Source organism: Vibrio sp. 2130-1 (assembly GCF_033339515.1).
In genome coordinates this window covers 124,343-146,476 of sequence record NZ_JAWOUT010000004.1, presented here as the reverse complement: position 1 = coordinate 146,476, position 22,134 = coordinate 124,343, and the positions used below count along the sequence as shown (strand labels likewise).

Annotated in this window: 27 protein-coding genes; 12 read left to right on the top strand and 15 right to left on the bottom strand. The window is 43.9% G+C overall.

Translation table 11 applies throughout. From position 1 onward, the window contains the following. Nucleotides 1–59: 59 nt before the first annotated feature. The gene (locus tag R7Q09_RS07465; RefSeq protein WP_064369162.1) at nucleotides 60–434 is read left to right on the top strand and encodes a hypothetical protein; all 375 of its coding nucleotides are present in this window, start codon (nucleotides 60–62) and stop codon (nucleotides 432–434) included. A gap of 26 nt (nucleotides 435–460) precedes the next feature. Here R7Q09_RS07465 and R7Q09_RS07460 read toward each other — a convergent pair whose 3' ends face one another. The 3 genes from R7Q09_RS07460 to R7Q09_RS07450 all read right to left on the bottom strand — a co-directional run bounded on the left by R7Q09_RS07460 (nucleotide 461) and on the right by R7Q09_RS07450 (nucleotide 3,672). Beyond that, entirely contained in the window at nucleotides 461–1,351 is an 891-nt protein-coding gene (locus tag R7Q09_RS07460) for an RNA polymerase sigma factor RpoD/SigA (protein ID WP_025768458.1), read from the bottom strand. A 333-nt stretch (nucleotides 1,352–1,684) separates the two neighbouring features. Next, the gene (locus tag R7Q09_RS07455; protein WP_171345462.1) at nucleotides 1,685–3,127 is read right to left on the bottom strand and encodes a diguanylate cyclase domain-containing protein; all 1,443 of its coding nucleotides are present in this window, start codon (nucleotides 3,125–3,127) and stop codon (nucleotides 1,685–1,687) included. Between the two features lie 257 nt (nucleotides 3,128–3,384). After that, the gene (locus R7Q09_RS07450; RefSeq protein WP_171345463.1) at nucleotides 3,385–3,672 is read right to left on the bottom strand and encodes an alternative ribosome-rescue factor A; all 288 of its coding nucleotides are present in this window, start codon (nucleotides 3,670–3,672) and stop codon (nucleotides 3,385–3,387) included. A gap of 365 nt (nucleotides 3,673–4,037) precedes the next feature. On the opposite strand from R7Q09_RS07450, the gene R7Q09_RS07445 reads away from it, so the two are divergent. From R7Q09_RS07445 to R7Q09_RS07430, 4 genes are all read left to right on the top strand, one after another. Next, on the top strand, nucleotides 4,038–4,247 hold the full coding sequence (locus tag R7Q09_RS07445) for a cold-shock protein (protein ID WP_005375625.1): 210 nt from the start codon (nucleotides 4,038–4,040) through the stop codon (nucleotides 4,245–4,247). Nucleotides 4,248–4,336: 89 nt separating this feature from the next. Continuing rightward, nucleotides 4,337–4,882, top strand: a complete 546-nt coding sequence (locus R7Q09_RS07440; RefSeq protein ID WP_005375627.1) for a YaeQ family protein — start codon at nucleotides 4,337–4,339, stop codon at nucleotides 4,880–4,882. Further along, nucleotides 4,869–5,411, top strand: coding sequence for a hypothetical protein (locus R7Q09_RS07435; protein ID WP_262656006.1), 543 nt, complete (start codon nucleotides 4,869–4,871; stop codon nucleotides 5,409–5,411). Before R7Q09_RS07440 ends, R7Q09_RS07435 begins: the two co-directional genes overlap by 14 nt. Nucleotides 5,412–5,522: 111 nt before the next feature. Then, the gene (locus R7Q09_RS07430) at nucleotides 5,523–5,882 is read left to right on the top strand and encodes a glutaredoxin family protein (RefSeq protein WP_005375631.1); all 360 of its coding nucleotides are present in this window, start codon (nucleotides 5,523–5,525) and stop codon (nucleotides 5,880–5,882) included. Between the two features lie 191 nt (nucleotides 5,883–6,073). Here R7Q09_RS07430 and R7Q09_RS07425 read toward each other — a convergent pair whose 3' ends face one another. Then, nucleotides 6,074–6,700, bottom strand: coding sequence for an OmpA family protein (locus R7Q09_RS07425; protein ID WP_085569492.1), 627 nt, complete (start codon nucleotides 6,698–6,700; stop codon nucleotides 6,074–6,076). Nucleotides 6,701–6,982: 282 nt separating this feature from the next. Here R7Q09_RS07425 and R7Q09_RS07420 point away from each other — a divergent pair, with 282 nt between their 5' ends. Together R7Q09_RS07420 and R7Q09_RS07415 are read left to right on the top strand one after the other, a co-directional pair. Further along, nucleotides 6,983–7,615 carry a thiol:disulfide interchange protein DsbA/DsbL gene (locus tag R7Q09_RS07420; RefSeq protein ID WP_318070693.1) on the top strand — a complete coding sequence of 211 codons (633 nt, stop codon included), beginning with the start codon at nucleotides 6,983–6,985 and terminating at the stop codon, nucleotides 7,613–7,615. Between the two features lie 13 nt (nucleotides 7,616–7,628). Next, the gene (locus R7Q09_RS07415) at nucleotides 7,629–8,102 is read left to right on the top strand and encodes an FKBP-type peptidyl-prolyl cis-trans isomerase (RefSeq protein ID WP_005375638.1); all 474 of its coding nucleotides are present in this window, start codon (nucleotides 7,629–7,631) and stop codon (nucleotides 8,100–8,102) included. Nucleotides 8,103–8,184: 82 nt separating this feature from the next. Here the strand turns inward: R7Q09_RS07415 and cyoE are convergent, their stop codons facing one another. From cyoE to R7Q09_RS07395, 4 genes are read right to left on the bottom strand one after another with little or no spacing between them, the layout of a single operon-like run. Continuing rightward, nucleotides 8,185–9,084 carry a heme o synthase gene (cyoE, locus tag R7Q09_RS07410; RefSeq protein WP_005385222.1) on the bottom strand — a complete coding sequence of 300 codons (900 nt, stop codon included), beginning with the start codon at nucleotides 9,082–9,084 and terminating at the stop codon, nucleotides 8,185–8,187. After that, nucleotides 9,077–10,096: a COX15/CtaA family protein gene (locus R7Q09_RS07405; RefSeq protein ID WP_033906821.1), complete on the bottom strand. Its 1,020-nt coding sequence runs from the start codon at nucleotides 10,094–10,096 to the stop codon at nucleotides 9,077–9,079. Before R7Q09_RS07405 ends, cyoE begins: the two co-directional genes overlap by 8 nt. 11 nt (nucleotides 10,097–10,107) lie before the next feature. After that, nucleotides 10,108–10,644, bottom strand: a complete 537-nt coding sequence (locus R7Q09_RS07400; protein ID WP_158155331.1) for a cytochrome oxidase biogenesis cluster protein — start codon at nucleotides 10,642–10,644, stop codon at nucleotides 10,108–10,110. Then, the gene (locus R7Q09_RS07395) at nucleotides 10,634–11,425 is read right to left on the bottom strand and encodes an SURF1 family protein (RefSeq protein WP_318070694.1); all 792 of its coding nucleotides are present in this window, start codon (nucleotides 11,423–11,425) and stop codon (nucleotides 10,634–10,636) included. The genes R7Q09_RS07400 and R7Q09_RS07395 overlap by 11 nt, the downstream gene beginning before the upstream one ends. Here R7Q09_RS07395 and R7Q09_RS07390 point away from each other — a divergent pair. Next, nucleotides 11,424–11,660 (top strand): DUF2909 domain-containing protein, encoded by a 237-nt coding sequence (locus R7Q09_RS07390; RefSeq protein WP_005375504.1) that lies wholly within the window; start codon nucleotides 11,424–11,426, stop codon nucleotides 11,658–11,660. The two genes, R7Q09_RS07395 and R7Q09_RS07390, sit on opposite strands and share 2 nt — an antisense overlap. A 24-nt stretch (nucleotides 11,661–11,684) precedes the next feature. On the opposite strand, the gene R7Q09_RS07385 is transcribed toward R7Q09_RS07390, so the two are convergent. From R7Q09_RS07385 to coxB, 4 genes are read right to left on the bottom strand one after another with little or no spacing between them, the layout of a single operon-like run. Further along, nucleotides 11,685–12,569, bottom strand: a complete 885-nt coding sequence (locus tag R7Q09_RS07385) for a cytochrome c oxidase subunit 3 (RefSeq protein ID WP_005385214.1) — start codon at nucleotides 12,567–12,569, stop codon at nucleotides 11,685–11,687. Nucleotides 12,570–12,620: 51 nt separating this feature from the next. Continuing rightward, the gene (locus R7Q09_RS07380) at nucleotides 12,621–13,160 is read right to left on the bottom strand and encodes a cytochrome c oxidase assembly protein (RefSeq protein ID WP_017821600.1); all 540 of its coding nucleotides are present in this window, start codon (nucleotides 13,158–13,160) and stop codon (nucleotides 12,621–12,623) included. Nucleotides 13,161–13,180: 20 nt separating this feature from the next. Then, nucleotides 13,181–14,812 (bottom strand): cytochrome c oxidase subunit I, encoded by a 1,632-nt coding sequence (gene ctaD, locus R7Q09_RS07375; RefSeq protein WP_005375510.1) that lies wholly within the window; start codon nucleotides 14,810–14,812, stop codon nucleotides 13,181–13,183. Further along, a complete protein-coding gene (coxB, locus tag R7Q09_RS07370; RefSeq protein WP_005385208.1) occupies nucleotides 14,809–15,972 on the bottom strand; it encodes a cytochrome c oxidase subunit II in 1,164 nt (387 codons plus the stop codon). The genes ctaD and coxB overlap by 4 nt, the downstream gene beginning before the upstream one ends. A gap of 330 nt (nucleotides 15,973–16,302) precedes the next feature. Here coxB and R7Q09_RS07365 point away from each other — a divergent pair, with 330 nt between their 5' ends. Then, on the top strand, nucleotides 16,303–17,997 hold the full coding sequence (locus R7Q09_RS07365; protein WP_213912111.1) for a phospho-sugar mutase: 1,695 nt from the start codon (nucleotides 16,303–16,305) through the stop codon (nucleotides 17,995–17,997). Nucleotides 17,998–18,097: 100 nt separating this feature from the next. Here R7Q09_RS07365 and R7Q09_RS07360 read toward each other — a convergent pair whose 3' ends face one another. Beyond that, nucleotides 18,098–18,520 carry a GNAT family N-acetyltransferase gene (locus R7Q09_RS07360; protein ID WP_213885958.1) on the bottom strand — a complete coding sequence of 141 codons (423 nt, stop codon included), beginning with the start codon at nucleotides 18,518–18,520 and terminating at the stop codon, nucleotides 18,098–18,100. Between the two features lie 79 nt (nucleotides 18,521–18,599). Beyond that, a complete protein-coding gene (locus tag R7Q09_RS07355) occupies nucleotides 18,600–19,232 on the bottom strand; it encodes a LysE family translocator (RefSeq protein WP_115386735.1) in 633 nt (210 codons plus the stop codon). 229 nt (nucleotides 19,233–19,461) lie between these two features. Between R7Q09_RS07355 and R7Q09_RS07350 the strand changes: the two genes are divergently transcribed. The 3 genes from R7Q09_RS07350 (at nucleotide 19,462) to R7Q09_RS07340 (ending at nucleotide 21,390) form a co-directional block, all read left to right on the top strand. Continuing rightward, the gene (locus R7Q09_RS07350; RefSeq protein ID WP_005385198.1) at nucleotides 19,462–20,289 is read left to right on the top strand and encodes an AraC family transcriptional regulator; all 828 of its coding nucleotides are present in this window, start codon (nucleotides 19,462–19,464) and stop codon (nucleotides 20,287–20,289) included. A 79-nt stretch (nucleotides 20,290–20,368) separates the two neighbouring features. Further along, nucleotides 20,369–21,079, top strand: a complete 711-nt coding sequence (locus R7Q09_RS07345; protein ID WP_005375526.1) for an AzlC family ABC transporter permease — start codon at nucleotides 20,369–20,371, stop codon at nucleotides 21,077–21,079. Beyond that, complete coding sequence (locus R7Q09_RS07340) at nucleotides 21,079–21,390, top strand: AzlD domain-containing protein (protein WP_213876038.1); 312 nt, start codon at nucleotides 21,079–21,081, stop codon at nucleotides 21,388–21,390. The genes R7Q09_RS07345 and R7Q09_RS07340 overlap by 1 nt, the downstream gene beginning before the upstream one ends. On the opposite strand, the gene R7Q09_RS07335 is transcribed toward R7Q09_RS07340, so the two are convergent. Next, nucleotides 21,387–22,001, bottom strand: coding sequence for a fumarylacetoacetate hydrolase family protein (locus R7Q09_RS07335; protein WP_017635857.1), 615 nt, complete (start codon nucleotides 21,999–22,001; stop codon nucleotides 21,387–21,389). The genes R7Q09_RS07340 and R7Q09_RS07335 overlap by 4 nt on opposite strands. Between the last annotated feature and the right edge of the window lie 133 nt (nucleotides 22,002–22,134).

The following is a 22,134-nucleotide window of genomic DNA, read 5'->3' as shown; positions in this document are numbered from 1 at the left end:
TGACAAAAATGTAAACGATGAGACTATTTACTCTGTAAGCGCGTACACTAAGGAATCCGATGTATACATTTGTTGCAGACAAATTGGATGTGGTTTATTTATCAACAATACCAGAAAACTACCATTTACAAGACTTCGACGTGCCTGAAGAAGAACTCGAAATTCGTGAAATTGTAGAGGTATGGTATGAGTGTGCGTTTCTTCCTGACTTTAACCTTCAACACATCGACATCGAAAACAAAACCGCATTGGTCGAGACACAAGCGCGAGTCGTAAACAACTACACAAGTACGCTCGCTTTTTTACTCAAAAGTCGTACTTATCGCGCAGCACTTAACCGATTATTGAGTGTATGGAGATTGGAGGCAGCAGCTAAAGCACAGCTTGAGCTGCTGTTACTTACGGAAGAACAGAGTAGCAAGCCAGTAAATTAATCGGCTAGGATAAGGGGCTAAAAATCTTAAACCCAACCATCGAATCGGAGACGTTTCTGCACGCGTTCAACCGCCTCTATCTGCATCTGACGAACACGCTCGTTAGACACGTTTAATAACAGGCCTATTTCCGACAAGGTTTTCACTCTCTGGTCAAATAATCCGAATCGATGGATCAAGACTTTCTGCAACTTAATTGGCAAAGTTTTAATAATATTTTCAATAGCTTGAGTAAAGCACTGGTTTTCACAGTCTTGTTGTGGATCTGGCGTATACTCACTTTCACACAGTTCAAGAACAAATGGAACGCGATGTAGGTCCGCAGTGGTCGATACATCAATAAAGCCACTAAGCGCAACAAGTTCATCTATACGCTCTGCTTTCACCCCTGAGCAGCGTGAGAGTTCAGAAATAGACAACTCCTTGCTCTCACTTTTTGACGCATCGAGCTTTTTTAAAGCCAGACTATTTATCTCTTTGCACACATGAGCAGGTAAACGTACCGTTCGGCCATTGTTCATTAATGCCGCTTCTATATTCTCGCGAATCCACCATACCGCATAAGTAGAAAAACGGTAGCCTGGCTCAGGATCGAACTTATCGACCGCTTTTATCAAACCAATATTACCTTCTTCTATTAAATCGAGCAGAGTAAAGTTATTGCCTGGCCGTTTGAGGTAGCCTTTTGCGATTTTCACAACAAGTCGAAGATTAGACTCAATCAACATTTCGCGCGCTTCTTCATCACCAGCTCGATTAAGTTTGGCGTAATGCAACTCCTCTTCACGAGACAACAAATCAATGCCCACAATATCTTTGAGATAGTGAGCATAAGGGTCTTTCCCAACTGACAACGATTCTTTCATTGACAGTTCATCCGTGACAGCTCGGAACCTAGCAAAGCATTCGTTGTTCATTCCCCGTCCTTCTCAAGCCAACTTATTTCTTATCTTCTTTAATTGTTTTTGTACAACACTGTATGCATCATGCTTTATATGCATTACTTTACACTGAGTGTAGACAGGGGTTCTGATCTTTACCAAGAAATCGCTTATCACTTTGAAACAATTACTGCTTCTATGATAAAGACGTGAGCAGGTGGGGGGTTATATATATGAAAGTGCAAGTATTTGTACGCAAATTGGCCTCAAAGAAAACAACGCAACGTGATCGTCAACGCTTACCACGTTACTCTGACTAAAACTTTGAGGCTTGAGGATGGTTTGAAGCATCAGTTGAATTAGCGAGATCTAATTCACTTGACGAAGCGCAGGTTGAAGCTGACAGTCTGTTATAACTTGGAAAACTGCACGATTCTTTCCTTCAGACTTACCTTGATACATCAACTCGTCAGCATCTTGCAAGCTCACGATGTGGGTAAACTCAGGATAGTAAGCACAGCCCAAACTGATACTCAAATGAATTGCTTGTCCGCCCAGTATAACAGGCTGATCGTAAACGGCTTTACAAAGCATATTGGCAAAATTGAGCGCTTCTCGCTCTGACAGAGAAGACGTAACGAGTGCGAACTCTTCTCCTCCAATTCTCGCCAATGTCATTCGGTCATCAGTCATCGACTTAGCGGCTTCTGCGATGGCAACTATTGCTCGGTCTCCAGCAAGGTGGCCATATCGATCATTGATTGATTTAAAATCATCAATATCAAACACCATCACCGTTAAGTTTCGCTTCAAATGATTCAGTAGCGCCAATTGCTCAATCAGGTGTCTACGGTTGTATAGCTTTGTGAGAGAATCCGTCAACGTCATCTCCAGCAATTGCTGATTGGCAATCGTTAATTGCCTTGTCCGAAGAGCAACCATACGTTTGAGGGCAAAAATATGATAAAGCGTTGCAATCGCCATAATGAAAATAGCAATAGGGAAAAGATAAAGTGGATAAACCGTTTTCACCACACTCCAACGGGTAAGGATCCGCTCACGATCCGTATCAATGACTTTTTCAAACGCTCTTGATACCTCTAAAATGGAAGTTGCACTATGCATTCCTTTAGCAATCCGAAGATCTTTACTATACAAGCTAATTGTCGGGACAAACATACCCGCTCCCGGCGTGGTTGCCATATAAAAGTTAGCAACTTGCAGGTCTGCAACAAAGTACAGCACCTTTTTATCGACGGCTGCTTGTATCATCGAATCATTGTTAATGTACTCTGCAATAGGTGCATTTGGATAATTCGTCTGAACAAACTCAGACTCGTAACTTCCTTTAACAACGCCAATTGGCAGCGTCATTTCGCCAGTTAAAACACTCCTGATATCAACCGAAAGTACATCTTTATTTACGTACAGTTTGGTTTGGATAGGCATTATGACTGCGCCAAAGTCCATATACTTCGCTCTTTCGGGCGAGTAGACAAGTCCTCCGTGAAAGTCAGCCTTACCCTCTTTTACGGCTTGTAAAGAAGCATCCCAATCCAAAAGGAGAAACTGAACGTCGATTTGGTTGTTCGCCGCGTACTCTTTCCAAAAGTCGATTAAAATACCTTTAGGTTCACCATCTGGGCTAAGGTAAGAGAACGGCTTCCACGCTTTGGAGTTAGCAACAATTAAAGAATGAGACTCTGATTTGTGCGCATGCGCCATCGGACAAATGGACAGCCACACTAGTAATAAAGAAGCACACGCTTTTTTACATTTGCAACCATAAGTACCATAACTCGTCGATGACATACCTACTTCTCACCAGTCTTTTTAAACCATAATCTCGGCTGTTTGATTAGACTAAAGATATAGTAGAGTTGCATAAGACAGGAAGTGACGCTTATTGATATGAATCTAACTTAGTAAGTTTTAGTACTTAATTGGTACTTTCAACGCCTGGTTCGCTGAAGCAGTTGAAGCAGTTGAAGCAGTTGAAGCAGTTGAAGCAGTTGAAGCAGTTGAAGCAGTTGAAGCAGTTGAAGCAGTACATGATAAATTAGGAAAACTTATCTGGTACTAAAAAATTGACTATCATCAGTTTTGCAAACACCTAGTACCAATAAAAAAGCCCTATTCAAAATCCACCTTGGGGAGAACTTTGAATAGGGCTCTTTGCCTCTATGCTTCATTTTACGGCTGAAGCTACCTTTACCTTTTTTCGCTTTAACGACTCGTGTTTGGAACAGCTGACTGGTAACAACCGCTTTTAGCGCGTTGTCTTTGATTTCACCTCTGCCGAAGTCGGTCTCATGTTGTGAGCCACTCGGTTGAGGACTGATTTTACGCTTTGCCATAAATCCTCCTTAATGGTCGAACCAGATTGGACAATAATTATATAAATAAGTCAAATTTATAGATTTAGTTGAATTTTATGCTAAAAAACTTCACATCACCGTCATTTATTTGAAATTTAATCAAAAACATGCTGGTTAAATAGTGACTAAATACAAATATTTGTCCATAAAGCACTAATATATGTTGACTCTTCGTGGAATTAACCTAGACTCAAACACGGCTAGAAAGAAAGTTCTTTGTTTTCACATTTCGTTGGATTACTTGTAACCCGTCGTCCTGTGGTACGCAATAGCAATTTATTTTTCCACGCTATAAGCGCCGTTGAGGCGAAAGATTACATTATTTAGATATTTAGGAAATAGACATGTCTAACACAGCTACTGGCACAGTTAAGTGGTTCAACGAAACTAAAGGCTTCGGTTTCATTCAACAAGAAAACGGTCCTGACGTATTTGCTCACTTCTCTGCAATCACTGGTGACGGCTTCCGTACTCTAGTTGAAGGCCAGAAAGTAGAATTTGTTATCTCTCAAGGTCAAAAAGGCCCTCAAGCAGAGCAAATCAAAGTACTTTAATTCTTAAAGAATTTGATACGATAGCCAGCTTTTAAAGCTGGCTATTTTTTTGCCTAAAACTTATTTTGCCAACAAAACGATATAAATCTATGGCTCTTAAACCAACCATTTACAAATTTCGTATCGCCATTTCCGATATGAATAATGACTATTACGATTCTAAAAATCTAACTATCGCCCTCCACCCTTCTGAAAAGCCGCAACGAATGTTGGCTCGCATTCTAGCTTACTGTTTAAATGCTCAAAGCAATCTGGAGTTTACAAAAGGACTCTCTACGATTGAAGAGCCTGATTTATGGCATGTTGGCGATGATCAAAGCATTACTCACTGGATTGAAATTGGCGAACCAGAACCAGACAGAATTAAGAAAGCTTCTCGCCTCGCAAAGCATGTAAAAGTTTACACTTATAACACCAAAGCGGCTGTCTGGTGGGACAAAATGTCAGGAAAGTTCTCAATGCTTCCCGTCAACGTAGAGAGCTTTGACTATGACGCTATCGACTTGATTTGTCAGCACCTTGACCGAGGTACTAGCCTTTCTGTTATGATTACTGGCAGCTCAATTTTTGTTGATATCAATGATCAACATATCGAAGTAACGGTGAAGGAACTAAAAAACCATGACGTCTCTTAGTGAACTGAGTCAAGAGATGGGATTTGAAGAAATCCCCTTTGTTAAAGAACATAAAGCAGCAAAGCGGCGTTGGTTAAAAGAACAGTCACAACTATTTACAAAAGTTTGTGAGAACAAACCCACAACAGCACCTACTCTTCACCTGCTTGGCCTTTTGACCAAATCACATATTGAAGCAAGTGCTAACTACGAGCAACATGCTCACTCTACCCAGCGTATGCAGCAAGTTCTGACTGACTCCTTGGGTAATGAGCACGCGGATAAGTTTACTAACCAATCTGCTGAAGACCTAATCTTAGTCACCCACCTTTGGTTATACACGCAAGGCTATTTAAATATGGATTTCAGCTTGGCGCACGATCATGCCGAGCAGACTCAAAATACATTGCAGCATGAGCTTGTCATAAAACGCATGGACGTTGATGCATTCAGAACCGAACTCATGCAAAGTTTTTATCAAGGTAAAGAAGCCCGTCCGGCTTCAGCAAGTGGCTTTTTGGGTTGGTTTAAACGTCTATTTTCCGCATAAAATACATGGTTTTATCCATTTCAAACAACTGATAGACTTCACGTTCAGTGCAACAAGCATCATGATTGCATTCTTAAAGGACAATTACCCAATGAACATCAAGGGATCATTATGAAGTTTATCCGTTGGATTTTAGGCAAGGTTATCTTATTGCTGAACGCGGTGTTCTCACCTCGTGGTATTAAGCGCACCGCAGAAGAACAGCAACGTATTGATGAAAAAGCGAAACAATACGCACTTTACCAATTTGAAGCCTGCCCTTTTTGCGTAAAGGTCCGCCGTGCAATGAAGCGTCAATCGGTGAACATTGAGCTACGTGATGCAAAAAATAACCCGACTCATCGAGCTGAACTAGAGCAAGGTGGTGGGCGAGTTAAAGTCCCTTGTCTTCGTATCGAAAAAGATGGCGAGACACAGTGGTTATACGAGTCATCTGACATCGTCGCTTACGTTGAAAAAGAATTTGCCTAAGTTCCCCCTATGAACATTGGCGGATGTAAAAGAGGCACCTAACGGTGCCTCTTTTCTATTTTTTCTAGCTAAATGTTGCCGTGCGAGCTTTCCTTATTCAGTCTTCTTGCTCAACTCCGAACTTAAACTCCACTAAGCAAATAACGGGTATGCGAGAACAACACAACGAAGATTACCGCCTAACGTCTGCGTTATTCATCCACGATCAATGTTAGCTCTACGCGCCGATTGCAAGCTTTACCACTCGCTGTCGCATTGCTGCACTTCGGTACATACTCTCCGAAGCCTCTAGAAAACACTCGTTGACGTGGAATACTCGTCGCCAATAGTTGTTTTTCTACTTCACGAGCTCGCTTTTCAGATAGCGTGTCATTGAAGCTTTCAGCTCCCGTGCTATCCGCATGACCATCAATCACGACATCAACATCAGTTCTTCCAGCCAGATAGTGACCAATGTTTCGAATCCAGTCTTGAGATTGAGCAGATAACCGTGCAGAACCCGTTTGAAAATGCACTTGCTCTTTCAAACGTATCATCAGGTGACCACCACTGAGCGTCTCGTGAGGAATGTTATGCCTGCTCAGGAACATTTCCAGAGAGGTCACGTTTTGCGACTTTTTTACTGACGCCCTCGCCGTTTGATATGAACGAGAGGAAGAAGCCACATTGGATGCGCTCGGGTATCCCCACTCTGGGTGTCTCAGCTCAGTGTTTGATTTAGGAGCTGTATCTAAAATGTTCCCACCTGGGACCATATCTTGATCGAGGCTACTGCACCCGGCCAGAATGCCACAAACAATTAAAAACCAATGCTTCATACCATTACCAACGTAGAAAAACTCTTGTTCATTGTGTCGACAAAACACGCCGAATCTTTAGCGCTTTTGTTCACCGATTGGTTTGTCTATGCAGCGTTCATGCCACTGGAGTCAATGCAAAATCATCTCTCAAATAAAAAGCAACACTAAAATACCCTACCCTTACAGCTCATACGTCAGGCAAAGTCTGTTACCAATGGTCTCACTTTATTGTTATTTAATGGTTTTAGTCACTATCGTTAACCGATAAACTAACGCAAATTTCTCATTTAGAGCACTACTATGTTAAAAACCATATCGAAAGGCTTTGCTGTTGTTGTTGCCGTAATGGCTTTGTCGGCATGCGATAGCGGCAAGAGTCAGCCTCAGCAAGGCAAACAATACGAAGTTTTGCCAGTATCCCTTGAAGAATATGATTTAGCTCCCCTGACTGAAGCATTCTCTTTAACTTGTGGCCACTGCCGCTCAATGGAAGAGTTTGTCCCTCAAATTGAATCATTGACCGATCAAAGCGTTGAAAAAATGCATGTAACGTTCAATGAAAGTGCACAAGTGAGCGCCATCATCTTCTATACTGCCGTAATGCAGCTTGAATCAACACCAGATAAAGCGTTTATGGCGGATCTTTTTACTGCTGTGCAAATGGGTGCCGATGCAACGCCTGAGGAACGTCAAATCGCTGTTGAGAAAGCCTTTGAGTCTCGCAACCTTATCAGCCCTTACCATTTAGATGAAGCACAGCAAAAAGCGCTGTTTGAGTACATCATTAAGGCAGAAGCGATCACCACGCGAGGCCAAATTAACTCCGTTCCAGCCTTTATCGTAAACGGAAAATATCAAGTGATTACTGGTGGTCATGACAGCGTTGAAGCCATGGCAGAAACCATCAACTTTTTGCTAAAACAACCTAAATAGACAAGGAGATTACGTGTCTAAATTTTTGTTTCCTCTTATTATTTTTATTTTGGCGGGCTTTTTCATTTACCGTACTTGGACAAACCATAAAGTAGCGGATGAAAACTTTGCCAAAGGCCAAGCATTCTTACTAGAAAATGCGAAAAAAGAAGGCGTCATCACAACAGAAAGTGGCCTTCAATACATGGTTCTTGAAAAAGGCGAAGGTGAGGTTCACCCAACGGCAACAAGTAAAGTAAAAGTACACTACCACGGCACCTTGATTGATGGCACGGTATTCGATAGCTCTGTTAATCGTGGTGAGCCTATTTCATTTGGTCTTAACCAAGTCATTAAAGGCTGGCAAGAAGGCCTACAATACATGGTAGAGGGTGAGAAAATCCGCCTTTTCGTACCAAGCACGCTTGGCTATGGTAAGAGTGGCTCTGGCCCAATTCCACCAGCAAGTGTTTTGATCTTTGATGTTGAACTGCTAGAAATTCAATAAATCTAGAAAGCTTTGTCTTAAAGCCAAAGTATCAAAACCAAAAACGCCGCGAACCACGCGGCGTTTTCTGTTTTAAGAGAGGTTAAAAACCAATATAGTGATCCGAAAGCAATGCAATGAACAACGCCAAAAGATGATAGATAGAGAATTTAAACGTCTCCATCGCGGTATTTGGCTCTGGTGCATATTTTAGCTTCCATGCATGGTACATAAAGCCAGCATTGAGTAGTAGCGAGGCAAAAAGATACACCACGCCGACCATACCAACCAAAACCGGTAGGACACAAACCAAAGTCAATAGCACCGTATACAACAGAATAGAAGTTTTGGTGTACTCAATGCCGTGTGTCACTGGCAGCATGGGAATATCTACCTTGCGGTAATCCTCGACACGATGAATAGCCAGAGCCCAAAAATGTGGTGGCGTCCAGATAAAAATGATCATCACGAGCAGCCAAGCATTCGCATGTAATTGCCCTGTTACAGCAGTCCAACCGAGAAGAGGCGGCATCGCACCGGCAATCCCTGCAATGACGATATTTTGGGGCGTAGCACGTTTGAGGTACATTGTGTATACCATCGCATAGCCGAGCAAACTCATCAAAGTCAACCATGCCGTCAGCGGGTTGACCATCGCATAGAGAAGTACAAACCCTAAGACACCTAAAACTGTAGCGAAGGCTATCACCGATGATGGTTTAGTCTCACCCGATGGCAATGGTCGTTTGTGTGTACGTGCCATTCTCGCATCAATTCGGCGGTCAATTAGATGATTAAACGCTGCCGCAGACCCTGCCATCAGACCAATCCCCGTTAGGCCAACTACCGCCTGCAACCAGGGGAAATCATCAACCGGGGCTAAGCTCATACCTACTACTGCCGTCACCAACATTAACGCCACCACTTTAGGTTTCGTTAACTTCAAATAAACGGAACTTAGTCGCTTTCGCCCATTTAACGACAGCGCGATTTCTTTACTCATAGCGAACTCCTTTCGCGGTGTAATTCCAAGCCGTTTTACCCTGCCACAAGTAAAACTGGCTAACACAAACGAGACTCAACATAACAGCGGCACCAAGGTTGTGCGCCACCGCGACATAGATAGGAAGTTGAAATACTACGTTGCTTACACCCAGCATAATTTGGCACACCAGAGTGAATAACAACCACCCTCCGATTCTCTGTGAATGATGAGAATCTTGCCTCATAAGCCCAATACTATAAGCCAATACCACGGTGGCGGTAACAATAGCGCCTATACGATGAGTGACGTGTATAGTCATTCTTGCCGGATACTCCAAGACACCAAATTCATAATTCTCGAATCCAGTTTGCCAGAAAGAAAACGCTTCTTTCCATGAGAGATGGCTCATCCAGTCTCCCTCACAAATCGGCAGTGTGGTACACATCAGCGCAGCATAATTTGACGAAGTCCATCCTCCAAGGAGCACTTGCACCAAAACAACCAGGAAAACCAACAATGAAAAGCCTCTCAGAGAGCTAGAAGATGGAGAGAAATAGAGATTGTTTTGCGCTTTTAATTGGCAGTAAAAAATCGCCTGTAACGCCAATAAAACAAAACCACCGAGCAAGTGAAGCATCACGATGACGGGCATTAATTTAAGAGTAACTGTCCACATTCCCAAAAGTGCCTGCCCAATCACCAATACGCTTAGCAACATCGGAATGGTTGAATTTACACGCTCAGACCTTATTGATATCGCTGCCATCGCAAAAATGACTAAACCTAACGTTCCTGCAAAATAGCGATGAATCATCTCAAGCCATGCTTTCTCATGCTCTACTGCCCGCTCGGGGAAGTTCAGGTTAGCACGTATGACGTCTTCTTCTTGATGCGGCACAGAAAAGTGCCCATAACAACCAGGCCAGTCCGGGCAACCTAACCCTGCATCTGAAAGGCGAGTATATGCCCCTAGCATGATCACCACGAGAGTTAGGAGCAAACTGAATCTAACCAACTGAATTAATTTCATATGCACTTCCTCTAACCGACTCGTGACAGTTTTAAGAGCTTGCGTAAGTCCGCCAACATACCTTTATTCAATAGGACTAAGTCCTCATTTGGTTTCGGCGAGTAAGACATCACCAGTTGCCCAAGAGGATCAACGATCAACATTTGCCCAGGTTTCACTTTAGCGGTAACCAATTCATTCATTTGCATCGCTAACATCGATACTTCCATGGGATCTGAATGCTCAGTCTGCCAAACGACTGGCACTACTCGCTCTTGATACTTACCTAAAGCAACATGGCTTTGCTGAAGCAGGTAAAGCTGCTGTTTACACTCTTCAGTGCATTCGTTAGGCAATACATAAGCGAGTTGCCAACCATGGTCTTTGAGAGGTGACTCTTGACCAAGTTGCTCTAACGTCGTGTATGGTTCGACTAACTCGCCTCTATTGGTCACTCCGCTTTGATACCACCCTTGTGTGAGAATGACTTTTGCAATGACAGCGGGAAGCGCGAACGTACAAACCAGCGCAATCAACATTAGTCGTCCTTTGGTTACTTTAGATGTCATGCTTCACCTCCATGTGACGCAACTTTTTTTGCCAACGAACAAAAACAATTAAAGTCAGTATTAAGAAAACACCTGCCATCGAAAACCATTGAATCGAATAGCCAAAATGTTTGGCACTATTGAGTGGTAATGGATTCCAAGGAAAGTCATAGGGCCAACGAGTTAAATTGTCTGGCTGCAAGACTGCGGGCATAAGTTCAATATTCAGTAGCTGATTCAATTGCGCGATGTTTAGGTTTTGCACGCGAATAACATCGCCAACTTCCGGCATTAACTCTGAACTCAGTGGATTAGTAGATTTTCGGTACAGGCGTCCTGTGATGAAAGTCGAATTATCGAGTTTGGTGACCGTTGGTAACATTGAGCGATCTGCTCTTCCCTCGACAAAACCAAGCTCCAATAACGCATAGGTACTATGCTCATCGCTCGTCAATACAATCTGAAATGCTAAATATCCCACACTGCCTTGATGCGTTTGGTTGTCTAACAAAATTACGGGAAACGCCTGAGGAACAACATTAACTTCCACTTTTTTCCCGAGGATACTTTCCTCTCGCCAGTCGTTGTCTTCAAGAACGACGCTTAGTGCTTGGTACGCACTATCCGCACGCGCGAGAATGGCTTGTTCCAATGCTTGTTTTTCTTGCCCTCTCTCAAACTGCCAAAAACCCAGTTTGACCAAAAGAGAAAACACAACCACAGTTAAACCAACTGCAACCCAAAACCGTTTCGATAGCCATAATTGTCTTGATAACAACAATGATGAAACCGGAGGTGCCATGTCCACCGTATTTCTATTCAAACTGACGCTTGTCCTTTTGCTGCTTTTCATTATCTTCAACCTCGCAAAAGCGCTTATCGAAATGGTTCGTGAAGACCCAGATAATCCTGAAAAAAGAGACAAACCCATGAGTCATTACTTAGGCCGTCGAGTCATGTTCTCCGCTTTGGTGGTCGTCCTTTTGCTTATTGCGCTCAGCTCGGGTTGGCTAGCACCAAACCCTCGCCCTTATTAGTCGAACCAAGAGTTCACTCTGCGCCTAAAGTACGTAAACAAACACAAACAGACATAACCAAACCACATCCACGAAATGCCAATACCAGCTGCCCGCTTGAAAGGCAAAATGGTTCTTTGGTGAAAAGTGATCTTTAGCGATTCTGAACAGCAGCACGATCAAAAAGATAGTCCCAAGACAAACGTGTAAACCGTGGAACCCCGTCAACATGAAGAACGTGTTACCGTAAATACCGGACTGCAACGTGAGCCCTATATCTTGATAAGCATGAACATACTCAACCGCTTGGTAATATAGGAAAAAGCCAGCAAGTACGATGGTTATCTCTAACCAAACAATCAGTGCCGTTCTTTTGTCTTGTTCAAGGCTTATATGCGCCATATGTAGCGTAATAGACGACAATAGCAGCAAGATAGTATTGGTAAGGGGTATGCCCTGCCACGGCATAGCTTGTGTTGTTTCTCCTCCCGGCGTCAGTGTGAGTGGCCACATCGCTTCGAAGGTTGGCCACAGGACTTCGTTGGTCATGAAGTTATTATCTGCCCCACCTAACCAAGGCACAGAAATCATTCTGGCGTAAAACAAGGCACCAAAAAAAGCACCAAAAAACATCACTTCAGAAAAGATAAACCAGCTCATTCCTTGGCGAAAAGAACGAGTAATTTGCGAACTGTATTTTCCACTCAGTGATTCAGTAATCACATTACTAAACCAACCAGCCAACATGTAAAGCAAGAACAAGAAGCCCACCGCTAGCACAATGCCGCCAATGGTTCCCACTGCACCATCACTTTGTGTCCCCTGAACGGTCATGCCTGCGCCAACAGCCACTAAAAACAGAGCAAATGCACCGATGATCGGCCAGCTACTTTGAGCGGGAACATAATATGTTCCTGGCTTGTTACTCATAATTTCTCTCCTTACTGACCAACCTTGGTCTGTATCTCTCTCCCTGAATGGCTAAGAGCCTGTAGGAGGGGGAAGTTTATAGAGTGTGTAAGACAGCGTTAATGTGTGTATAGACTCCGGCAAGTCCGGTTCGATATAAAAAATCAACGGCATTTGAGCTTGCTGTTTACCATCCAGAGGCTGCTGGTTAAAACAAAAACACTCAATCTTATTGAAGTAAGCAGCTCCAGTCCCGGGAGAAACAGAAGGAACGGCTTGCCCCACCAACTTCTGCCCGCTTTCATTAAATGCAAGGTATTCGGTTTGCACGACTTCACCTGGGTGAACATCCATCGAAATCACTTTGGGTCTAAACTCCCAAGGCATATCTGGGCTGACATGCGCCATAAACTCCACGCGAATAGTTCGGCTCATGTCCGGTTGCATACCTGTCGGTTGAATGGCGGCCACTTCACTTGTCTTTCCATTGATTCCCAGTGCGTCGCACATCACGTCATAAAGTGGGACCAGTGCATAGCCGAAGCCAAACATTAACAGGGTCGCCAAAAGCAACTTCACTGTGAGCTTCTTGTTTGATGGATTCGGTTTCATGTCACTCACCCCACTCTTTGCTAGTCAATCTTAGGCGGTGTAGTAAACGTATGATGCGGCGCAGGGCTTGGCACTGTCCACTCTAAGCCCTCCGCACGTTCCCACGGTTTTGCAGAAGCCTTTTCCCCGCCACGAATACACTTGATCACCAACCATAAGAAGATCAGTTGTGACAACCCGAATGCAAACCCACCAATTGATACTATTTGATTAACATCAGCAAACTGAATGGCGTAATCCGGTATGCGTCTTGGCATGCCCGCTAAGCCTAGGAAGTGCATTGGGAAAAACAGGACATTGACGGAAATAATTGAGCACCAGAAATGCCATAAACTCAGCTTGTGGTCGTACATATTGCCCGTCCACTTAGGTAGCCAGTAGTATGCCGCTGCCATGATCGAGAATACCGCACCAGATACCAACACATAATGGAAATGGGCAACCACGAAGTAAGTGTCATGATATTGGAAATCCGCCGGCACAATCGCCAACATCAGTCCCGAGAAGCCGCCAATAGTAAAAAGCACAATAAAGGCAATGGCAAACAACATTGGCGTTTCAAATGTCAGAGCTCCACGCCACATGGTGGCAACCCAGTTAAAGACTTTAACCCCCGTTGGTACCGCAATCAGCATAGTGCAATACATAAAGAAGAGCTCAGCAAAAACTGGCATCCCCGTGGTAAACATGTGGTGCGCCCACACAAGGAAAGATAACAATGCAATGCTGCACGTCGCGTAAACCATCGAATGATAACCAAACAGCTTCTTACCACTGAAAGCAGGCAGAATGGCGGAGATGATTCCAAACGACGGTAAAATCATGATGTACACTTCTGGGTGACCAAAGAACCAAAAGATGTGTTGGAACATTACCGGGTCACCACCACCAGCTGCGTCAAAGAAGCTAGTCCCGAAATATTTGTCAGTAAGAACCATGGTCACCGCACCCGCTAATACCGGCATAACCGCGATTAGCAAGAAAGCGGTAATTAACCAAGTCCAAACAAACATTGGTAACTTGAACCAAGTCATTCCCGGAGCTCGCATATTTACGATCGTCACGATAACGTTGATCGCGCCCATAATGGAGCTGATACCCATGATATGCACAGAGAATACAAACAGCGCAGTGCTATCCGGGCCATAAGTCGTGGACAGCGGAGCATAAAACGTCCAACCAAAATCAGGACCGCCGCCAGGTAAAAACAACGAGCTCAACAAAATAAGAAATGCAAAAGGTAAGATCCAAAAACTCAAGTTGTTCATGCGCGGCAGCGCCATATCTGGAGCGCCGATCATCATCGGGATCATCCAGTTAGCAAGGCCAGTAAATGCTGGCATCACCGCACCAAATACCATCACTAAACCGTGTACCGTGGTCATTTGATTAAAAAACTGCGGATCGACTAGCTGTAGCCCTGGCTGGAACAGTTCGGCACGAATGATCATAGCCATCGCACCACCTGTTAGAAACATCGCAAAGCTAAACCAAAGGTAGAGGGTGCCTATGTCTTTATGACTTGTAGAATACAACCAACGAGTGATGCCCTGGGGTGCATGATGCTCGTGACCATCATCAATCGCAATGGTACTGTTCGCACTGGCTTCTGCTGGCGCAGACTTCACTGCCTTATCTATTGGCTTACTCATATTTCCTCCTTAGCACTGCCTTGTGCCTTAAAGGCATTCACATCGGATGCTTGCACTGTATCGCCAGTATCGTTGCCCCATGCATTTCGTTGATATGTGATAACCGCGCCAATTTCTTTGTCACTTAACTGATTAGAAAAAGCCTGCATTGCGGTGCCCGGGCGACCGTTGACAATAATATCTATGTGCTCTGTAACATCTCCGGTTGCAATAGGACTGCCTTTAATCGCGGGAAATGCACCCGGAATCCCCTCACCATTTGCCTGATGACAGACAGCGCAGCGCGCCGTGTATATAGATTCGCCTTGCGACATCAATTCATCCATAGATAAGTCTTGAGAGAGCGCTTCTTGTGCCGCCGCTTTTTGAAGTGCGAGTTCTTCCTTCTTACTCGCTAGCCATTCATCGAACTTCTCTTCTTCCATCGCATGCACCACCACTGGCATAAATCCGTGTGCACGACCACATAGCTCCGCACACTGACCGCGATATACGCCTGGCTCATCAATTCTTGTCCATGCTTCATTAATAAAACCTGGAATGGTGTCTTTCTTGACGGCAAAGTCCGGTACCCACCAAGAGTGAATGACATCATCAGAAGTCATCAAAAAACGCACTTTGCGATTCACAGGCAACACCAAAGGGTTGTCTACTTCCAGTAAGTAATGTGCGCCTTTAGCTTCGATTCCATCAATTTGTTTTTGGCTGGTGGCAAGCAAACTAAAAAACTCAACATCTTCGCCAAAATAGCTGTAATGCCATTTCCATTGCGAGCCTGTGATCTTGACCGTGATATCCGATTGGCTTGTGTCTTCCATTGCTACTAGAGTTTTTGTTGCGGGAATCGCCATAGCGACAAGAATGATGATGGGTATGACCGTCCAAATAATTTCCACTTTTGTGCTTTCATGGAAATGTGCGGCAACTGCTCCTTTTGACTTGCGATGACGAAAGATGGAATAGAACATCACACCAAAAACAATCAAAGCAATTACACAGCAGATATAGAAAATCAGCATATGTAATTCATACACTTGCCCACTTATCTCTGTGACCCCTTTTGTCATGTTGTAGTCATTTTCCTTTGACCAACCAAAAGAGGAAAATGTGATTAAAATCACATTCAGTGATAAGGCTAGAGTAGTCGTTAATCTTTTCAAAAGATCTCTCCTCTGCTCAGCCGCTACGCCTACGCGAGCTTCCTTGCGTCCCGATGCAAATATCGAACAACTTTACGAAAAATCACAAAAACTACGATTTCGACACGGTTTGTTATATTTATGTTAAAAGGCTAGTTATAGTTCCAAGGTTCTTCAAGAAATTAAATATGATTAAATTTTGTTCGGATAAGAAAAATTAATTCGGTTTATCGATTGCCCTCTTTGAAATGTAATTGAGAACCATTTACATTGATTTAAAAGAAAACATTGAGATACTTACCAAACGAAGTGTCCAAGAAAGTAGGCTCCCCCTACTAAGGAATGACTGATATGACAGCACTAATTACGCAATGGCTAGAACGAGACCCTGATCCTAAGACTCGTGAAGAGCTACAACACCTCGTCGATACGAACAATGAACAAGAACTTACTGATCGCTTTGGCTCACGCCTTGCCTTTGGTACTGCAGGCTTACGTGGCAAAGTGGGCGCAGGTCCAAACCGAATGAACCGCTTGGTGATTCAAGAGACCGCCACTGGTTTAGGGCACTATTTGCTTGAGCAAGTCAAAGATGCCGCGAGTCGTGGTGTCGTTATTGGCTACGACGGTCGTCCCGATTCAAAACAATTCGCGCATGATACCGCATCCGTACTGACGGCCCTTGGTATCAAGGTTTACCTAACGTATGACGTTGCAGCAACCCCAATTGTCGCGTTTGGTGTCCGTACATTGAATGCAGCGGCCGCTGTTGTTGTTACTGCCAGTCACAATCCACCAGAATACAATGGCTTTAAAGTATATTGGGAGAATGGCGCACAGATTATTCCTCCGCACGACTCTGGAATCGCAGCGAAAATTGATGACGCAACAACGAAGCCATTACCTTTAATGTCTCTCGATGATGCAAAACAGCACGGTTTGTTAGTTTGGTTGGAAGACGACTACTACCAAACTTACCGTAAGACAATGAATGAAAACGCGCTGCTTACTCCTGACAACAATACCGATATATCTATTGCTTACACCGCAATGCATGGCGTTGGCGCGAATATGGCGGAAACGCTACTTGCCGACGCAGGCTTCCAAAAAGTGGCAAGTGTTAAGGAACAGCGCGAACCTGATGGAAGCTTCCCGACCGTCAACTTCCCAAACCCTGAAGAAGCCGGTGCAATGGATATGGTGATGGCATTAGGTAAGTCCGTAGATGCCGATATCGCTTGCGCGAACGATCCAGATGCAGACCGTTTTGCCGTGGCAGTTAAACGCCCAGATGGCGAGTATCAAATGCTAACGGGTGATCAGGTGGGCTCACTGTTTGGCGATTACTTGTTGGAACAGCAACCTAACGCTTTGGTTGGCAACACCATCGTATCCTCAAGAATGCTGAGCAGCATCGCTAAGGCGCATGGCGCACAATACTATCAAACATTAACTGGCTTTAAATGGCTTACTAACGTTGCCATGGAACAAGAGACAGAAACCAACCCATTCTTGTTTGCTTATGAGGAAGCGCTCGGTTATACCGTGGGTAACAAGGTGTGGGACAAAGATGGCTTATCTGCAATCGTCGCGTTTTCACAGCTAACAGGCAAACTTAAAACGCAAGGCAAAACACTGTGGGATAAACTGGAAGAGCTGTACCGCGAGCACGGTTTCTACTTCAACGCACAACGCAGCATCGCTCTCGACCCGAACTCTCCACCAATCGGCGACAAACTCCGAGCAAATCCACCAACAGAGATTGCTGGTAAAAAAGTTGCAGTAACCGAAGATCTTAAAACATCGGTTCGCATGTTTGACGACGGCTCTGAAGAATCCATTGACTTACCAGCAAGTGACGTATTGATTTATCACCTAGAAGATCAATCACGCGTGATTGTTCGTCCTTCTGGTACTGAGCCAAAACTAAAATGTTACTACGAAGTCATCAACCTCTTCCCTGCGGATATGAGCTATGAGCAAGCACAGCAAGCAGCAGAAGCGAAAATGAACGAACTTATCGACGCGCACCAGCAAAGTTTGTAAGTCAAAGAGAAACATAGATATTTGATACAACAAGAGGCGCAAATTCGCGCCTCTTTTTTTGATTTTAACGAGAACAAGTCAAGCTAACCCGTGCTTTTCCCTAGCCTACAATTTCCTTTTGTAGAAAGTGCTTGTGGATGCCCTCTGCAGGATAACCTGAGTACTGCCCCACTTTCTCAAAACCTAATTTGAGATAGAACTCAAGAGCTTGAAAGCTGTAGGTATCCAAATAAACATGGGTAACCCCGTGAGGCTTTACTCTTTGTTCTAGCATCGACATTAATTGGCTACCGAGACCAGAGGTTCGACTTTCAGCGTCTACCCACAAAAACTCAACAAACACCGTATTTTTAAACATTTCGCCAGTCAAGCCACCCATGATCTTGCCATTCTCATCTTTTGCGAAACAGCCTACAGCATGCACTTCCCCTTCAGGTAAATGCAGTCGGTTATAAGATCGAATACCTTCACGAACAAAATCAAGGTCTGTTTGATCTGGATTTAAACAAAATTCAAGCTTCATATACCCTCTCCTTAGGAAACACCAATATCCTAAAACAAAAAGCCAGCAATTGCTGGCTTTCTGATGGAATATGATAACTTTACAAGGCGAAACTACTCAGCATCCACAACGCCAGAATAACAAACACTAACCCCATTAGTTTATGTTGATACGTGCGGAATTTTTCGTTCTCGAGCAGCCCTTTGCCCAATGTGCCTGCTAACCCAACAAGTAATAAATTGAATGACAAGCCAAGAACGTTCAACAATAACCCTAGCGCTAGCATCTGCTCACCGGAAGATGCCGTGATATTGCTTGAGACAAACTGCGGCAAAAACATTACAAAAAAGACCAAGGCTTTAGGGTTAAGCAAATTACTCATCAAAGCACGCTGATAATAAGTTGATGCCATTTTGTTTTGACCATCAAGCTCTGGAGCCGAAGAGGCCTCAGCTCGTAAGCAGTCCCAACCCATTTTTAGCAAGTAAGCGCCACCTAATAGATGAAGGACTTTAAGGGCTATTGGGCTCATGGCAATCAGGGTAGATACGCCCATTGCAGCAAGCAAAGTAAGAATAACACCAGACGTCGCATTGCCTAAGCTAGCAAAAAAACCGACCTTCTTACCGTAACTCATACTAGAGCTCGCTATCAGCAACATATCGGGCCCTGGTAACAGCAACAAAGCCACTACTGCGGTGAGATAAACAGGAAGTACAGATAAATCAATCATGATGAAACCGCTTTTCTACAACAAGGCGGCGAATGTTATACCAACAAAATAACATCATCCAGCCCAAAATAGCCAAGATAAATCAAAAAATAAAAATCATAGTTTGCCCAGTTGAAAAATAGCAATCAATTCGCCTGTTTATCAAAATCGAATAGCAATTTTGTACAAAAATAAGCACGATGGATCCGTTACACTTCTAAAATGATTTTCTTGAGCAGACCGGATAAAGATGAAAGAAAAGAATAAGGAAATCGCTACCTTCAAGATAGCTCAAGAGCTCGGCGGTTTAGAACTTCTCGATGCAAAGTATGAGAAGCAGAATTTTTCACGCCATAGCCACGAAGGTTACACTATTGGTGTCATCGAAAAAGGGGCACAACAATTTTTTAGGACGGGCGGGAATCATATCGCGCCACAGGACAGCATCATCCTTGTTAATGCAGATGAAGTACACAACGGACATTCAGCCTCGGAAGGCGGCTGGGAATACAAAGCAATGTACCCCGTACCTCAGCAGTTTCAAACTTTAGGACAAGAGCTTGGTTCACCAAATGTAGCTCTGCCCTATTTCCCTCAACCTGTGGTTTACGATCCTGAGCTGGCTAGTCAGTTACGATTGGTATTTGAAACACTAGAAAAATCAGACAACCGTTTGTTGAGAGAAACTTTGGTTTACGGCACGTTGATTAAGCTAGCCAGTAAACACAGCACTCATCGGGCACCACTGAAAGAATCAACCAGAGCTCAGCGACAAGTGCAGCTAGTCAGAGAATTTTTGGAAGACTTTCCACAAACGGACGTCTCACTAGAAGAACTCGCCAAACTGTCTGGATTAAGCCCTTTTCATCTGCTGAGAGAGTTTCAAAAGCAATTTGGCTTTCCGCCTCATGCCTATCAAATTCAGCAACGTTTACGTATGGCGAAGAAGCTACTAAAAATGGGACAAAAAATTTCAGACGTGGCACAAGAATGCGGCTTCCATGATCAAAGCCATCTGCATCGACACTTTAAAAAAGCCATGGGCGTCACTCCCGGCCAATACGTCCGTCACAGCTAAAGCAGCAATATTGTACAAGGCGTTATGCGACTACCGAGCTATCTTGGTAATCTGATTTAGGAATAAATAAGAAGAAACTATGGACCACACTTTGCCGTTACAAAAAGAATCAAAAGCCACGCTATTTTGGCAAGGTACACTTGCGATGATGCCTCTGAGTATCGCAGTGCTCCCTTGGGGCTTACTCGCAGGCTCATTCGCAATTGATACTGGGCTTCACCCTTTGGAAGGACAAGCACTATCCGCCATTCTGTTCGCAGGTTCTGCACAGCTCGTCGCGATGGGAATGATTAAAACGGGAGCAGGTCTAGTGACCATGTTACTGACAACGTTTTTTATCACCTCTCGACACTTCCTCTACAGTGTATCGATGCGCAGTAAAATTGCACCGCTCCCTCTAAAATGGCGATTATCACTCGGCTTCTTACTTACTGACGAGCTGTTTGCGATTGTAGGCCACCATTCCGATAAACAATTTAATCGCTGGTATGCACTTGGGGCTGGTCTGAGTTTTTACCTGTTTTGGAATGTCGCGACATTGACGGGCATTATTGCGGGAAGTCTAATCCCTGAACTGAACGAAATGGGTTTGGAATTTGCTGTGGCCGCAACTTTTATCGCGATAGTAGTACCCACCATTAAAAATGCAGCGGTGCTCGCGAGTGTTATTGTGGCTTTGGTGAGCTCAGTTGCCCTAACCTATTATCAAATTGAGGGAAGTTTGATGATTTCAAGCATTTTAGCCATGCTTACTGGTTACTTTGTGGAACAAGTAAAGGAGAAACGCTAATGATCATGTTGGCTATTTTACTGATGACGGTACTTGTTTTCACCAGCCGCTACTTGTTTTTAGAACCCAAGCTACCATTGCGATTAGGGACGCGCACTCAAAAAGTACTCAATTACGCTAGCCCCGCAGTACTGACTGCGATCTGGGCACCTATCGTTTTCATTCCAGATGGGGAGCTCAACGTCAATGTGCAAAACCCATTTTTACTGGCTGCCGTACTGGCTGCTTTAATCGCGTATTTTACTAAAAATGTTCTTTTAACGACGGTTATCAGTATGGTGGTATTTCTCGTTCTACGAATTTGGCTTTAATCCGCCAACCACTCAATCTCCAACAAGGTGACATCGCCACACTTTAATCGACCAAGGAAGATGTCACCTTCATGTACCTCACCAACGCCCTTTGGTGTACCAGTCATCACTACATCGCCATCTTGAAGTGTTGTGTAACTGGTTAATTCATCCAGGATAGTTAGCGGCGGGTAGAGCATTTGGTTAACGTGACCTTTTTGTACACGAACACAGTTAATTAAGAGCTCAAGGTTAAGATCGTTGATATCAATGTTATCCAAAGAGACAAACCGACTAAACACAGCAGAGCCATCAAATGCCTTAGCACGCTCCCACGGCAACCCCTGATTTTTAAGCGAGGATTGCAAACCACGCTTGGTCAGATCCAATCCCAAACCAACCGCTGAATAACGTCCATCCTTGATCAAAAAGCAGATTTCAGCCTCATAATGAAGGGGCTCTTGATGGAATGAACGCAGAGTTGTTGATACGGAAGTTGCGGGTTTATTAAATACCACCATTTGCTCAGGCATTGCATTATTAAGCTCATGAATATGTTCAACGTAATTTCGTCCAACACAAAGCACTTTACCCACTTCTACTTTCTTTTCTTCAACTTGAATAACACTCATCATTCTTCCCTGCAAAACAAAAATCCCATCATAATCTAACCTATTGACTTAACGACACTAAATAGCAACCTCTAGTGTAAAAAATAAGACATTCACCCCGTTTTGAGTTTTGTATCATCTAATTGAAACAGCA